This is a genomic window from Streptomyces sp. NPDC044704 (genome assembly GCF_056433525.1).
Genome location: NZ_JBWKGY010000012.1, coordinates 67,491 through 80,888 on the forward strand (window position 1 = coordinate 67,491; position 13,398 = coordinate 80,888).

At 72.6% G+C, this 13,398-nt stretch carries 14 protein-coding genes and 1 tRNA gene; 10 read left to right on the plus strand and 5 right to left on the minus strand.

Annotated elements, in window-relative coordinates; translation table 11 throughout:
- Both AC07B0_RS26515 and AC07B0_RS26520 read right to left on the minus strand, forming a co-directional pair.
- Positions 1-570, minus strand: coding sequence for an acetate uptake transporter (locus AC07B0_RS26515; RefSeq protein WP_356881318.1), 570 nt, complete (start codon positions 568-570; stop codon positions 1-3).
- Between the two features lie 99 nt (positions 571-669).
- Complete coding sequence (locus AC07B0_RS26520; RefSeq protein WP_356881316.1) at positions 670-1,200, minus strand: universal stress protein; 531 nt, start codon at positions 1,198-1,200, stop codon at positions 670-672.
- Positions 1,201-1,657: 457 nt separating this feature from the next.
- Here AC07B0_RS26520 and AC07B0_RS26525 point away from each other — a divergent pair, with 457 nt between their 5' ends.
- From AC07B0_RS26525 to AC07B0_RS26540, 4 genes are all read left to right on the plus strand, one after another.
- Complete coding sequence (locus AC07B0_RS26525; RefSeq protein WP_467294224.1) at positions 1,658-1,978, plus strand: hypothetical protein; 321 nt, start codon at positions 1,658-1,660, stop codon at positions 1,976-1,978.
- Between the two features lie 376 nt (positions 1,979-2,354).
- Positions 2,355-3,527, plus strand: a complete 1,173-nt coding sequence (locus AC07B0_RS26530; protein ID WP_356881311.1) for a helix-turn-helix domain-containing protein — start codon at positions 2,355-2,357, stop codon at positions 3,525-3,527.
- 82 nt (positions 3,528-3,609) lie between these two features.
- Positions 3,610-4,212 carry an oligoribonuclease gene (gene orn / locus AC07B0_RS26535; protein WP_356881309.1) on the plus strand — a complete coding sequence of 201 codons (603 nt, stop codon included), beginning with the start codon at positions 3,610-3,612 and terminating at the stop codon, positions 4,210-4,212.
- A 95-nt stretch (positions 4,213-4,307) separates the two neighbouring features.
- Positions 4,308-4,380: transfer RNA gene (locus tag AC07B0_RS26540), tRNA-His, on the plus strand.
- Between the two features lie 69 nt (positions 4,381-4,449).
- Here the strand turns inward: AC07B0_RS26540 and AC07B0_RS26545 are convergent.
- On the minus strand, positions 4,450-5,496 hold the full coding sequence (locus tag AC07B0_RS26545) for a LacI family DNA-binding transcriptional regulator (RefSeq protein WP_478864463.1): 1,047 nt from the start codon (positions 5,494-5,496) through the stop codon (positions 4,450-4,452).
- Between the two features lie 102 nt (positions 5,497-5,598).
- On the opposite strand from AC07B0_RS26545, the gene AC07B0_RS26550 reads away from it, so the two are divergent.
- From AC07B0_RS26550 to AC07B0_RS26565, 4 genes are read left to right on the plus strand one after another with little or no spacing between them, the layout of a single operon-like run.
- The gene (locus tag AC07B0_RS26550; protein WP_478864462.1) at positions 5,599-6,927 is read left to right on the plus strand and encodes an ABC transporter substrate-binding protein; all 1,329 of its coding nucleotides are present in this window, start codon (positions 5,599-5,601) and stop codon (positions 6,925-6,927) included.
- A 7-nt stretch (positions 6,928-6,934) separates the two neighbouring features.
- A complete protein-coding gene (locus AC07B0_RS26555) occupies positions 6,935-7,939 on the plus strand; it encodes a carbohydrate ABC transporter permease (RefSeq protein ID WP_478899062.1) in 1,005 nt (334 codons plus the stop codon).
- Complete coding sequence (locus AC07B0_RS26560) at positions 7,936-8,760, plus strand: carbohydrate ABC transporter permease (protein WP_467294217.1); 825 nt, start codon at positions 7,936-7,938, stop codon at positions 8,758-8,760. Before AC07B0_RS26555 ends, AC07B0_RS26560 begins: the two co-directional genes overlap by 4 nt.
- Positions 8,757-10,097, plus strand: a complete 1,341-nt coding sequence (locus tag AC07B0_RS26565) for a GH1 family beta-glucosidase (RefSeq protein ID WP_478899063.1) — start codon at positions 8,757-8,759, stop codon at positions 10,095-10,097. Before AC07B0_RS26560 ends, AC07B0_RS26565 begins: the two co-directional genes overlap by 4 nt.
- A gap of 21 nt (positions 10,098-10,118) precedes the next feature.
- Here the strand turns inward: AC07B0_RS26565 and AC07B0_RS26570 are convergent, their stop codons facing one another.
- Positions 10,119-10,937 carry an NAD(P)H-binding protein gene (locus tag AC07B0_RS26570; protein WP_469381584.1) on the minus strand — a complete coding sequence of 273 codons (819 nt, stop codon included), beginning with the start codon at positions 10,935-10,937 and terminating at the stop codon, positions 10,119-10,121.
- A gap of 121 nt (positions 10,938-11,058) precedes the next feature.
- On the opposite strand from AC07B0_RS26570, the gene AC07B0_RS26575 reads away from it, so the two are divergent.
- Both AC07B0_RS26575 and AC07B0_RS26580 read left to right on the plus strand, forming a co-directional pair.
- Entirely contained in the window at positions 11,059-11,556 is a 498-nt protein-coding gene (locus tag AC07B0_RS26575; RefSeq protein WP_356881296.1) for a MarR family winged helix-turn-helix transcriptional regulator, read from the plus strand.
- Between the two features lie 128 nt (positions 11,557-11,684).
- A complete protein-coding gene (locus AC07B0_RS26580) occupies positions 11,685-12,986 on the plus strand; it encodes an MFS transporter (RefSeq protein ID WP_469381583.1) in 1,302 nt (433 codons plus the stop codon).
- A 43-nt stretch (positions 12,987-13,029) separates the two neighbouring features.
- On the opposite strand, the gene AC07B0_RS26585 is transcribed toward AC07B0_RS26580, so the two are convergent.
- On the minus strand, positions 13,030-13,329 hold the full coding sequence (locus AC07B0_RS26585) for a hypothetical protein (RefSeq protein WP_356881292.1): 300 nt from the start codon (positions 13,327-13,329) through the stop codon (positions 13,030-13,032).
- Between the last annotated feature and the right edge of the window lie 69 nt (positions 13,330-13,398).

Sequence of the window (13,398 nt, forward strand, 5' to 3'; positions counted from 1 at the left end):
TCAGCCGGCCGCGACCGCGCCGCGGCGGGAGGACCTGCCGAGCGCCGTCGGCCAGTGGGCCAGCGCCGCGGTCGCCCCGTACCAGGCGAGCAGTCCGGCGACCGCCGCCACCCAGCCCGCCGCCTTGGCCAGAGCGCCGCTGTCGGCGAAGGCGCCTATCGCGAGGAGCACCAGGGAGAGGGTGAACAGGGCGTAGACGCCCTGGCCGAAGAGCCCGCCGGCGGCCCCCACCGTGAGGGTCAGCCCGAGGAGGGCGAACAGGACGAGGAACGATCCGGCGGCGTCCGCCGAAACCTTTCCGTCGGCTCCGGCCGCCCAGGTGAACCAGAAGGCGCCGAGGCCCGCGAACGCCGTGCCGTTGAAGCCGTTGCCGCCGCGGAATTCGAGGATCCCGAGGACGAACAGGGCGAGACCGCCGACGTAGGTGGCGAGTGACACGGAGTTGGCCGCGGTCACGCCGTCGATGATCCCGGTGTGGCCGATACCGAACGCGAGAAGGGTGAGACCCAGGGCGATGTGCCCCAGGGTCGAGGTCGAGGCCGTGCTTCCCGCAGAGACACCATTGTCCACGGCGGGCTCCCTTCGATCTGCAGTTGTTTGCTGCGTCCCAGCAGCATTTATCTACCCTTTACATGGGGGTTCACAACCGCACAACCGACGTACAGTGGGTTACGGAATGACAACAACGGGTCGCTGCGCCCGCTTCGCCAGCCGCCCGGCCACCGAGCCGAAGATCCGGCCCACGATCCCGTGCGTCGAGCCGACCACGATGGCGTCCGCCGAGTACTCCCGGCCGACCTCCTCCAGCTCGTGGCAGATGTCCCCGCCCCGCTCCACCAGGATCCACGGGACCTCGGCCAGGTAGTCCGCGCAGGCCAGCTCCAGCCCCAGCACCTCGGTGCGGTGGTCCGGGACGTCCACGAAGACGGGCGGCTCGCAGCCGGCCCACACCGTGGTCGGCAGCCGGTTGGCCACGTGCACGATGATCAGACCGGAACCGGAGCGCCGGGCCATCCCGATGGCGTACGCGAGGGCTCGCTCACTGGACGTGGAGCCGTCGAAGCCCACCACCACCCCGTGCCGGAAGGCAGGGTCGCAGGGGTGGCGTGTCTGTTCCACCGCGCGCAGGTCGGCCGAAACGGAGTCGGCGGCGGGTTTGCGCTTGCGGTCCGCGGGTTCGGAGAATTCGTGACCGGCCATGGATGTCTCGGCGAAGGATCCTCGAGGGAAGCGACAGGGACGTTTGGGGCGAAGCGGATTCTTGACGACGCCGACTTTGGCGACACAGGGTGACGGGGCTCTGTCCGGGAACCATCTTCCCAAGCCCTTACCCACCAGGGTACGGCGACACTCCTGTCCTGCACAGGGCATGCCGCCCTTGGAGAGCGTCCCAGGGAGCATGCCGGAGCCTCGCCGCCTTGGCAATGGCCGCTGTCCCCTACAGGCAGTGACGAAGGACCCTTCTGCCACCCGTGCGCGCAGTGACCGCACGGCGCCGCGGGCCGTTGGACAGGCGTCCGACCGTCCAGGAAGAGCCCGCAGGGAGTACGCCGTGCCCGGCCATCCGGTTCACCCCGTCCAGCCCGCTCCGCCGACGCAGTCCGTCCTGTCCGCCCCTTCTCCCTACACCTCCGCCCCTCCCTCACTTCACCCGTCCGTGCCACCCGGCAGGACGTCACATGACGACCCGGCGGGTGACGTGGTCCGCTGGGCCGCCTTCAGCTGCCTGCTCGTCCCCGTGGTCCTGGTCGTCTACGGGACCTCGTACGGCGGGGCCGCCGTGGCGACCCTGGGGCTGGCCGCCGTCACCGCCGCCTGCCGGGTGCTGCTGCGCCACTCCGAGAAGACGGAACGGGCCGCCGCCCGGGTGCTCGCGGAGGAGCCGCTTCCGTCCGGCCACCGCGGCCGCCACTCGCGCACCGGGGCCGGCTCGCACCGCGGTTGTCACGGTTCCGGAGGCGTCCCCCCTCAGGACTGACCGGTTCGCACGTACACACCCGATGGTTTTCAGCCAACTTCCCGACCGGGTGCCCTCCTTGCCGGAATGTCCCCCCAACCCCCCTACCACCAGCGACTACAGAGCCCGAGGGACGTCGTGACCCTACGGGTACTGGCCATGGCCGGACAGGACGCTTCCCACCCGGGTAGCGGAGTGGAACGCTTCCTGATCGAATGCTTTTCGCCAAGTTGCCAAGTCGACATAGCGCTGCGTGCTGAACTTGTCACGCCGACACCACGGGACGCAGTAGATTCGATCATGTATTTACGGCGGGGGATCCACGTGCAAGGCCGAGGGGAAACGTGCAGGTGCGACCAGACCAAGGAGTCGCGACACCCAAGGGGGGCTTAGCGCCATGAGCCAGGATTCCACCGCCGTCGTCGCGGACGCGGGCCGGAAACTCGCGGGGCGTCGCCGCAGGGAGATCGTCGCGGTGCTGCTGTTCAGCGGCGGACCGATCTTCGAGAGTTCCATTCCGCTGTCCGTGTTCGGCATCGACCGGCAGGACGCGGGCGTTCCACGCTACCGACTGCTCGTGTGCGCCGGGGAGGACGGTCCGCTGCGGACCACCGGCGGACTCGAACTGACCGCGCCGTACGGGCTGGAGGCGATCGCCCGGGCAGGCACGGTCGTCGTTCCGGCCTGGCGGTCCATCACTTCACCGCCACCGCCCGAAGCGCTCGACGCACTGCGTCTGGCGCACGAGGAGGGGGCCCGGATCGTCGGTCTGTGCACGGGAGCCTTCGTGCTCGCCGCCGCCGGACTGCTGGACGGCCGGCCCGCGACGACGCACTGGATGTACGCGCCGACGCTCGCCAAGCGGTACCCGTCCGTCCACGTCGACCCGCGCGAGCTGTTCGTCGACGACGGCGACGTGCTGACGTCCGCGGGCACCGCGGCCGGAATCGACCTGTGCCTGCACATCGTGCGCACCGACCACGGCAGCGAGGCGGCCGGGGCCCTGGCCCGCAGGCTCGTCGTCCCGCCGCGGCGCACGGGTGGCCAGGAACGCTACCTCGACCGGTCGCTGCCCGAGGAGATCGGCGCCGACCCGCTCGCCGAGGTCGTCGCCTGGGCACTGGAACACCTCCACGAGCAGTTCGACGTGGAGACGCTGGCCGCCCGCGCCTACATGAGCAGGCGCACCTTCGACCGGCGGTTCCGCTCGCTCACCGGCAGCGCGCCGCTCCAGTGGCTGATCACCCAGCGGGTGCTCCAGGCACAGCGGCTGCTGGAGACCTCCGACTACTCGGTCGACGAGGTCGCCGGACGCTGCGGGTTCCGTTCGCCCGTCGCGCTGCGCGGTCACTTCCGGCGGCAGCTGGGGTCCTCCCCGGCCGCCTACCGCTCGGCCTACCGGGCACGCCGCCCGCAGACCGACGTCAGCCCGGTGACCCAGATCTCGGACGTCCCGGTGCCGCACCAGCGCACTCCGCAGCCCCAGCGGGCAGCGGCGGCCCTGGCCGCCTCCGGTCCGAGCGTGACGGAGCTGTACGCCCCGGGCAGGGTGCTGCGCGAGCACGCGTAACGCCCTCCGGGCCCCGCCCGAACAAGGTCCCCCGCACCGGTCGAGCACCGGTGCGGGGGACCTTCGGCATAAGGTGGGGCGCATGAACGATCGCATGGTGTGGATCGACTGCGAGATGACCGGGCTCTCGTTGACGGACGACGCACTTATCGAGGTGGCCGCACTGGTCACCGACTCGGAGCTCAACGTGCTCGGCGAAGGCGTGGACATCGTGATCCGCCCGCCGGACGCGGCCCTGGAGACCATGCCGGACGTGGTGCGCGAGATGCACACCGCTTCCGGGCTGCTCGACGAGCTGGCCGCCGGCACCACCCTCGCCGACGCCGAGGCGCAGGTCCTGGCGTACGTACGGAAGCACGTGAAGGAGCCCCGCAAGGCGCCCCTGTGCGGGAACTCGGTCGGCACCGACCGCGGGTTCCTGCTGCGTGACATGGGCGCGCTGGAGAGCTACCTGCACTACCGGATCGTGGACGTGTCCTCGGTCAAGGAGCTGGCGCGCCGCTGGTACCCGCGGGCCTACTTCAACAGCCCGCCGAAGAACGGCAACCACCGGGCGCTCGCGGACATCAAGGAGTCCATCGCCGAGCTGCGCTACTACCGCGAGGCGGTCTTCGTCCCGCAGCCCGGGCCCGACTCGGACACGGCCCGCTCCATCGCCGCCAAGCACGTCGTGCCCGGCGAGTAACACCTCCCGGAGGGGGGCGCGGGGAAAGGGGGGAGCGAGCACCCTCCCGGACCCTGTACCCTTTTCTTCGGCCGGTCGTTCTGCGACCGGACATGGTGGGTGTAGCTCAGTTGGTAGAGCACCTGGTTGTGGTCCAGGTGGCCGCGGGTTCAAGTCCCGTCACTCACCCTGCGGGAAGGCCCCGGTACGCGGAAGCGGACCGGGGCCTTCTGCATGTCCGGCCGACCTGCCGGCGCGTTACGAGGACTCCCGGACGACGAGCTCCGTCGGCAGGACCACCGCCCGCTCCCCCGGCCCCTCACCCGCGCCGTCCCGCGGACCCGCTATGCGCTCCAGCAGCACCCGCGCCATGGTCCGGCCCATCTCCTCGATCGGCTGGCGGACGCTGGTCAGCGGCGGATCCATGTGGCGGGCCACCACCGAGTCGTCGAAGCCGACGAGGGCCACGTCCAGCGGAACCCGGCGGCCGGCCGCGCGCAGCTCCCGCAGGGCGCCCGCCGCCATCACGTCCGAGGCGGCGAAGACGGCGTCCAGGGCGGGGCGGCGCGCCAGCAGTTCGCGCATGGCCCGGCGGCCGCCGTCCTCGGTGAAGTCCCCGACCGACACCAGCAGCTCGTCGACGGGGTGCCCGGCGGCGGCCAGGGCCTGCCGGTAGCCGTCGAGGCGGCACTGGGCCCCGTACACGTCGAGGGGCCCGGTGATGGTGGCGATGGCGCGGCGGCCCCGCCCGAGGAGGTGGCGCACGGCCCCGGCCGCACCCGCCAGGTTGTCGGAGTCCACGCTGGGGAGGGTCTCGGCGGCCGACCGGCGGCCGCTGATCACCGCCGGGATGCCCAGTTCGGCCAGCAGCTCCGGCAGCGGGTCCCCGGCGTGCACGGAGGCCAGCAGGACGCCGTCGACCCGGTGTCCGGACAGGTACTGCGCCAGCCGGCGGCGCTCGCGGTCACTGCCCGCGAGGGTGAGCACCAGCTGTACGTCGGTCTCCGCGAGGGTGGCTCCGACGCCGCGCACCACGTCGGAGAAGTAGGGCTCCGAGAAGAAGCGGGCCTCCGGCTCGGGGATGACGAGCGCGATGGCGTCGGTGCGGTTGGCGGCCAGCGCGCGGGCGGCCCGGTTCGGTACGTACCCCAGCTCGGCGACGGCGGCCTCGACGGCCTCCCGCGTACGGTCGCTGACCTTGGTCGATCCGTTGATCACCCGGGAGACGGTGCCCCGCCCGACCCCGGCCCGGACCGCGACCTCTTCCAAGGTCGGCCGTCCTCCACTGCGCCCGTGCCCGTTCATGGCTTCCTCCCGGCTGTGAATCTACCCCTTGACGACTGTGGGAGCGCTCCCACACTGTGGCACACGACACTCGGCACGTTCCGTCCTTCAGGGAGGACCCAGATGCGAGCCCGAAGAAGACTCCTCACCACGGCCGGCGTGATCGGCGCGACCGCCCTCCTGCTCGCGGGCTGCGCCCAGGACCCGGAACCGGACGCCGAAGGCGGATCCGCCCCGGGCGGCGGCTCGGGGCGGACGACCCTGACGGTGGGCGTCTTCGGCGCCTTCGGGCTGCAGGAGGCGGGGCTGTACGACGAGTACATGGCGCAGAACCCGGGCATCCGGATCGAGCAGACGTCCATCGAGCGGAACGAGAACTACTACCCGCAGCTCCTGACCCACCTGGGCACCGGCAGCGGACTCGCGGACGTCCAGGCCGTCGAGGTCAACAACATCGCGGAGATCACCGCGACCCAGGCGGACAAGCTGGTCGACCTCGGCAAGGCGGCCGGGGTGGACAAGGCCGCGTACCTGCCGTGGAAGTGGGCGCAGGGCACGGCGCCCGCGGCGAAGGGCGGGGCGACGGTCGGCCTCGGCACCGACATAGGCCCGCAGGGCATCTGCTACCGCAAGGACCTCTTCGCGGCGGCCGGGCTGCCCACCGACCGGGCGGCGGTCGGCGCGCTGTGGGCCGGTGACTGGAACAAGTACCTGGAGGCGGGCCGCGCCTACCGGGCGAAGGCAGGCGACGGCAAGGCCTTCGTGGACTCGGCGTCGGGCGTGATGGCGGCCGTCACCGGGAGCAGTGCCCAGCGGTACTACGACGAGCGCGGCGAGGTCGTCTACAAGACCAACCCGGCGGTGCGCGGGGCCTTCGACCTCGCGGCCTCCTTCGCCTCCGGGGGGCTGAGCGCGAAGCTCCAGCAGTTCACGCCCACCTGGGACCAGGGCTTCGCCAACGGCTCCTTCGCGACGGTCTCCTGCCCGGCCTGGATGCTCGGGTACATCCAGGACAAGGCGGGCCCGGCGGGCAAGGACAAGTGGGACGTGGCCCAGGCGCCGAAGCCCAGCAACTGGGGCGGGTCGTTCCTGGTGGTGCCGAAGGCGGGCAAGCACACCGAGGAGGCCGCGAAGCTGGCCGCGTGGCTGACGGCCCCCGCGCAGCAGGCGAAGCTGTTCGAGAAGCGCGGGAGCTTCCCGAGCGCGAGCGCCGCGTACGCGCTGCCCGCGGTGGCGGGCGCGCAGCACGCCTACTTCGGCGGCGCCCCCATCGGGGAGATCTTCGCGCGGGCGGCCGAGGGGGTACCGGTCACGGTCATCGGCCCGAAGGACCTGGTGATCGCGCAGAACCTGGCGGACATCGGGATGCTCCAGGTCGACCAGAAGGGCCGCAGCCCGCAGGAGGGCTGGGACGCCGCGGTGAAGGCCATCGACAACGCGCTGGACCGGTGAGGTCCCGGTGACGGAAGAGACCGCCGTACTGGCCCCGTCCGTCCCCTCCCGCCGTGTGCGGAAGGGGACGGCCGGGGCCGGGGGCCCGGGGTCCGACCGGAGGCAGGTCTGGCGCTCGCGGCGCTACCGGTGGGACCTGCGCTGGAGCCCGTACGCCTTCGTGGCGCCCTTCTTCCTCTTCTTCGCCGCCTTCGGGCTGTTCCCGCTGCTGTACACGGGCTGGGCGGCGCTGCACCAGGTGGAGCTGACCGATCCGGACACGATGACGTGGGTGGGGCTGCGGAACTTCACCCGGCTGTGGGACGACGCCTTCTTCTGGAACGCCCTGCGCAACACGGTCACCATCGGGCTGCTGTCGACGGTGCCGCAGCTGGCGATCGCGCTGGGGCTGGCCCACCTGCTGAACTACAGGATGCGCGGCTCGGCCTTCTTCCGGGTGGTGGTCCTCACCCCGTACGCGACCTCGGTCGCCGCGGCGACGCTCGTGTTCGTGCTGCTCTTCGGCCGGGACTACGGGATGGTCAACTGGGCGCTGTCGGCCGTCGGTTTCGGTGCCGTCGACTGGCAGAACGGGCCGCTGGCCTCCCAGCTGGCGGTGTCCGCGATCGTGGTGTGGCGGTGGACGGGCTACAACGCGCTGATCTACCTGGCGGCCATGCAGGCCGTGCCCGGAGAGCTGTACGAGTCGGCGGCCCTGGACGGGGCCTCGCGGTGGCAGCAGTTCGTCCACGTGACGGTGCCCTCGCTCCGTCCGACGATCTTCTTCACGTGTGTCGTCTCGACGATCGGGGCCACGCAGCTGTTCGGCGAGCCGCTGCTGTTCAACGCGGGGGCGGGCGCCACGGGCGGCTCGGACCACCAGTTCCAGACGCTGGGGCTGTACCTGTACGAGCAGGGCTGGGTGAACCTCCATCTCGGACGGGCCTCGGCGATCGCCTGGGCTATGTTCCTGATGCTGCTGCTGATCGCGGGGGCCGCACGGCTCCTGCGGGGACGGGGGGCCGGCCGGTGAACTCACTGCGCGCGGGGAGGCTGACGTACGTCGTCCTCGCCCTGTTCACGGCCGGGTCGCTGTTCCCGCTGGTGTGGACGGCGATCGCGGCGTCCCGGAGCAGCACGCGGCTGGCGCAGACCCCGCCGCCGTTCTGGTTCGGCGGGAACCTGGGCCGCAACCTGCGGATCGCCTGGACCGACGCCAACATGGGCACCGCCCTGCTGAACACGGTCCTCGTCGCCGGTACCGTCGCGGCCGCGACCGTGGTGCTGTCCACGCTGGCGGGCTTCGCCTTCGCCCGGCTGCGGTTCCGGGGGCACCGGGTGCTGCTGTCGCTGGTGGTCGGGACGATGCTGATCCCGCCGCAGCTGAGCGTCGTCCCGCTGTACATGCTGGTCGCCGAGCTGTCCTGGACCGACCGGCTCCAGGCGGTGATCCTGCCCGCGCTGGTGTGCGCCTTCGGGGTGTTCTTCATGCGTCAGTACCTGGCCCAGGCGCTGCCGATGGAGCTGGTGGAGGCGGCCCGCACCGACGGGGCCGGTTCGCTGCGGGTGGTGTGGCACGTGGTGTTCCCGGTGGCCCGCCCGGCGATGGCGGTCCTCGGGATGCTGACCTTCGTGATGGCGTGGAACGACTTCTTCTGGCCGATCGTCGCGCTGACCCAGAACGGCAGCCCGACCGTACAGGTGGCCCTGACGGGGCTGGGCCGGGGCTACGTCCCCGACCAGTCCGTGATCATGGCGGGCGCGCTGCTGGGCACGCTCCCGCTGCTGCTGGTGTTCGTCGTGTTCGGCCGCCAGATCGTGGGCGGCATCATGCAAGGAGCGGTGAAGGGATGAACGGCGTGGGGGACATGCGATTCCCGGAGGGCTTCCTCTGGGGGGCGGCCACGGCCGCGTTCCAGATCGAGGGCGCGGCCGGACTGCGCGGGCCGTCGATCTGGGACACGTTCTGCCGTACTCCGGGCAAGGTGCACCGCGGTGACACGGGTGACGTGGCCACGGACCACCACCGGCTGTGGCGCGAGGACGTCGCGCTGATGGCGGAACTCGGTCTGGGCGCGTACCGGTTCTCGGTGTCCTGGCCGCGCGTGCTGTCGGGCGGGATCGGTTTCTACGACGCTCTCGTGGACGAGCTGCTGGCCCACGGGATCACGCCCTGCGTGACCCTGTACCACTGGGACCTGCCACAGCACCTGGAGGAAGCCGGCGGCTGGCCCGCCCGGGAGACGGCCCACGCCTTCGCCCGGTACGCGGAGACGGTCGCGGACGCCCTGGCCGACCGGGTCGGGCTCTGGACCACGCTCAACGAGCCCTGGTGCAGCGCCTTCCTCGGCTACGCCTCCGGGGTCCACGCCCCCGGCCGCACCAGCCCGGCCGATGCCCTGCGCGCCGCCCACCACCTGAACCTGGCCCACGGGCTGGCGGCGGCGGCCCTGCCCTCCGGGGTCCGGACGGGCATCGCGCTCAACCCGAGCGCGGTACGGCCGCTGACCGGCTCGGCGGGTGACCTGGACGCGCGGCGCCGCATCGACGCCCTCGCGAACCGCGTCTTCACCGGCCCGCTGCTGCACGGCGCCTACCCCGACGACCTCCTCGCGGACACGGCGGCGCTGACGGACTGGTCCTTCGTCCGGCCGGGCGACGAGGCCCTCATCCATCAGCCGCTGGGCTTCCTGGGCGTGAACTACTACACCCCGACGGTGGTTTCGGCCTCCTCCCCCGGCGGCCCCCGCGCCGACGGACACGGGGCCAGTGGGCACTCCCCCTGGCCGGCGGCGGACGGCATCGCCTTCCACCAGCCCCCGGGCGAACGGACCGACATGAACTGGTCGGTGGACCCGACCGGCCTCTACGACCTGCTGATGCGCTTCACCGCCGAGGCCCCGGGCCTGCCCCTGCTGGTCACCGAGAACGGGGCCGCGTACGCCCCGGACCTGCACGACCCGCAGCGCATCGGCTACCTGCGCGAGCACCTGTCGGCGATCCACCGTGCGATCGGGGACGGCGCCCCGGTCGGCGGGTACTTCCTGTGGTCGCTGATGGACAACTTCGAGTGGTCCTACGGGTACAGCAAGCGCTTCGGCATCGTCCACGTCGACTACGAGACCCAGACCCGCACCCCCCGCTCCAGCGCCCGCTGGTACGCCCGCCTGGCCCGGACGGGCACGCTCTGACCTCCGCCGCCTCCCGGCGGGCTAGTTGAACGCGGCGGCATTGTCCTCGGCCCAGGTTTCGAAGGACCGGGCCGGATGGCCGGTGAGCTGCTCGACGGTGTCGGTGGTGGCGGCGGGCAGGCCGTCGGAGGCCTCCCAGTACCCGAGGAGGGCGTCGGCGTAGGGGCCGGGCAGGTGGCCGTCCACATCGGCCTTCCACTGCTCGGGGGTGACGCTCTCGTAGGGCAGGGTCCGGCCGAGGACGGAGCCGAGTATCGCGAGCTGGGTCACGAACGTCAGGGAATGCGGCCCGGTCAGGGTGTGGGCGCCTCCCCCGCGGGCGGGGTCGGTCAGGACGGTGAGGGCGGCCTCGGCGATGTCGCTCTCGTGGATCGGGGCCGAATGGGCACCGGGGTAGGGCAGCCGGACGGGCCGGCCGGAGTTGAGGGACCAGGACCAGCCCCGGGCGTTCGCCGAGAAGGCGCCCGGCCGCAGCAGGGTGGTGCGCAACGGGGAGGCCAGCAGGGCCTCTTCGACGGCGAGGTGGGCGGCAGCCAGGGGGTTCACGGCGGCGTCTTCCTTCAGTACCGAGGAGGAGGACAGGAGGACGACGTGCTCCACCCCGGCGGCGCCCGCCTCCCGGACGAACGCGTCGATGCCTGCGGCCTCGGCGTAGAGGAAGACGGAGCGGACCCCGGCCAGGGCGGCCGGGAAGGTATCGGGATCCGCCAGGTCGCAGCGCACCCCGTCTGGGGTGTCCGGCTCGCGCGAGGCGAGGCGGTACGGGACACCGCGCTCGGCGAGAAGTGCGGTGAGGCGACGGGCGACGGCGCCGCGGCCGCCGGTGACGAGGATCGACATGCTGAGCTCCTGCTGGTGAGGGGGCCGATGACACGGACCCCGGTAAGCTGGGTACGTGACACAGACTCTGCGCGATACATTCTCTGCGTCACGCAATTAAATCTGAGGCATGGAGAAACCGATGTCAACCGATTCCCCCCGTACGGGTGAGTGGAGCCGCGCCGAGCTGCTCGCGCGCATCGTCACCGAGAGCCAGCGGCACTACGCCGACTACTCGCTCTTCAGCCAGGCGATGGCCGACCACGTCGGCCTGCACCCCACCGACCTCCAGTGCGTCGGCCTCCTCGGCCTGGAGCCGGGTCCCGTGTCCACCGGTGACATCGCCCGCCTGACCGGCCTGACCTCGGGCTCCGCCACCCGTCTCGTCGACCGGCTCGTCAAGGCGGGCATCGTCGAGCGGCAGGCCGACCCGCACGACCGGCGCCGCTCCCTCGTCGCCCTCGCCCCCGCCGCGCGCGACCGGATCAACGCCGCCTGGGACACGCCCGGCCGGGCCTTCGGCGCCGTGCTGGACCGCTACTCCGACGCCGAGCTGGCGGTCATCGGCGACTACCTCCACCGCGCCGCCGAGGTCGGCCGGGCCCAGGCCCACCGGCTGAACTCCGCGGATCCCGCCTGATCACGCCGGATCGCGCCCCGCACGGGGGCTACCGGGGCTCCCGTTCCCGCACTACCGTGCCGCCCAACGGGCAACGACGCGCGCCGGAGACACGGGAGGGTCGGCGTGCGGCTGGAGGTTGCCCGCCCATGCCCGACCACACGCCCTCACGCACCCCCGACCCCCCGCGCACCCCCGACCCCTCACGCCTCCCCGACCCCCCGCGGACACCCGCACAGACCCCCGGCCCCGGCCCCGCCCCCACCCCCGCCCCGAGCGGTTTCCGCGGGGTGTTCGCGCTCGGCGGCCCCGCCCTGCCCGTCTTCGCGTTCCTCGCGCGGCTGCCCGCCGCGCTCTGCCCCATCGGAACCCTGCTGCTCGTCAACCAGCGCGACGGCATCGGCGACGCCGGCACCGTCGCGGCCGCGCTCTGGCTGGGCCAGGCCCTGGGCGGCCCGGTCATCGGGCGGCTCGCCGACCGGCGCGGCCACCGTCCGGTGCTGCTCACGGCCTGCGCCGCGAACGCGGCCGTCCTGACCGCCCTGGTCGCCGCCGTCCTCGGCGGGCTGCCCCTGGCGGCCCGGACGGGACTGGCCGTGGCGGCCGGGCTGACCGTCCCCCAGGTCGGTCCGCTGGCGCGGGTCCGCTGGGCCCGCCTGGTCGGGGGGAACAAGGCCCTGCTCGGCTCCGCGCTGTCCTTCGACACCACCCTGGACGAGGTCGGCTTCATGGTCGGGCCCGCACTGGCCGGGATCCTCGCGATGACGGTGCACCCGGCCTCGGCGCTGGTCCTGGCGGCCGTCCTGATCCTGGTGTTCGGAACCCTGTTCGCCGTACACCCGACCGCGCCGGGGCCGGTCGCGGCAGCGGCCGGGCGGTCCCGCGTACGGCTGTGGTCGCCGGGCCTGGTCCTGCTGTTCGCCATGGCTTCGCTCCAGGGCGCGGCGTGGAGCGGCGCCAACACGGGCGTCAACGCGCTCGCCGCCGCGCTGGGCCGGCCGGGCACGGCGGGGCTGGTGTGGGCCGCGATGGCGGTGACCAGCTCCCTCGCCGGGCTCGCGACCGTGGCCCGGCCGGGCGCGGCCGACCTGACCGTGCGGCTGCGCCGCTCGATCGGGATCCAGGCGGTGCTGACGCTGCCGCTCCTCGCGGTGTCCGGGCCGGCCGGGGCCGCCCTCGCGGTCGCCGGTATCGGGCTGGCCGTCGCCCCGCACCTCATCGCCCTGTTCGGGCTGGTGGAGCGGGTCGGCCCGGCGGAGCGGATGGGCGAGGCCATGACGGTGGTGGGCAGTGGCCTCATCGTGGGGCAGGCCCTGGCCGCCGCGGTGGCGGGGCCGCTGGCGGCGGCGTACGGCTACCGGGCCGCGTTCGCCGTCTCGTGCGCGGCGGTGACCGTCTCGGCGGCGCTGGCCCTCGCGACGGCCGGCCGGGACCGGTTCAACCCCGCCTGAAAGCCCCTCACCGACCGCCGCCGACCGAACCAGCCGCTGCCCCTCACCGGCCGCCGCTCATCGCGGCGAGCCCCTTCGCCAGGTCCTCGGCGTTCATGACGGGGGCGACCTCGACCTCGGCGTTGAACTGGAGGAAGAGGTCCTCCACCAGGGACGGCATCAGCGAGCTGTCCTTGAGGTCGAAGACCATCCAGCAGGACCGCACGCCCTCGTGCAGTCCGAAATAGGCGGCCTCCGGCTTGACCGTGTCCATCAGCTTCTTGATGGTCTGCGGCAGGGATCCGGTCTTGATGCCCTCGTTGGTGGCAGCGGTGTCCATGTGGGCGCGGAGCATGACTCTCATGCGCGGCTCCTTCCGTCACGCCCACACTCCGTGCGGGACGGGGACGCGGCAACATCTGCGCCCCCGTCC

Coding starts and splice junctions, on each gene's coding strand:
- AC07B0_RS26520 (WP_356881316.1), bottom strand. CDS start 1,200: ATGGCCGGTCACGAATTCTCCGAACCCGCGGACCGCAAGCGCAAACCC.
- AC07B0_RS26530 (WP_356881311.1), top strand. CDS start 2,355: ATGAGCCAGGATTCCACCGCCGTCGTCGCGGACGCGGGCCGGAAACTC.
- orn (WP_356881309.1), top strand. CDS start 3,610: ATGAACGATCGCATGGTGTGGATCGACTGCGAGATGACCGGGCTCTCG.
- AC07B0_RS26545 (WP_478864463.1), bottom strand. CDS start 5,496: ATGAACGGGCACGGGCGCAGTGGAGGACGGCCGACCTTGGAAGAGGTC.
- AC07B0_RS26550 (WP_478864462.1), top strand. CDS start 5,599: ATGCGAGCCCGAAGAAGACTCCTCACCACGGCCGGCGTGATCGGCGCG.
- AC07B0_RS26565 (WP_478899063.1), top strand. CDS start 8,757: ATGAACGGCGTGGGGGACATGCGATTCCCGGAGGGCTTCCTCTGGGGG.
- AC07B0_RS26570 (WP_469381584.1), bottom strand. CDS start 10,937: ATGTCGATCCTCGTCACCGGCGGCCGCGGCGCCGTCGCCCGTCGCCTC.
- AC07B0_RS26575 (WP_356881296.1), top strand. CDS start 11,059: ATGTCAACCGATTCCCCCCGTACGGGTGAGTGGAGCCGCGCCGAGCTG.
- AC07B0_RS26580 (WP_469381583.1), top strand. CDS start 11,685: ATGCCCGACCACACGCCCTCACGCACCCCCGACCCCCCGCGCACCCCC.
- AC07B0_RS26585 (WP_356881292.1), bottom strand. CDS start 13,329: ATGAGAGTCATGCTCCGCGCCCACATGGACACCGCTGCCACCAACGAG.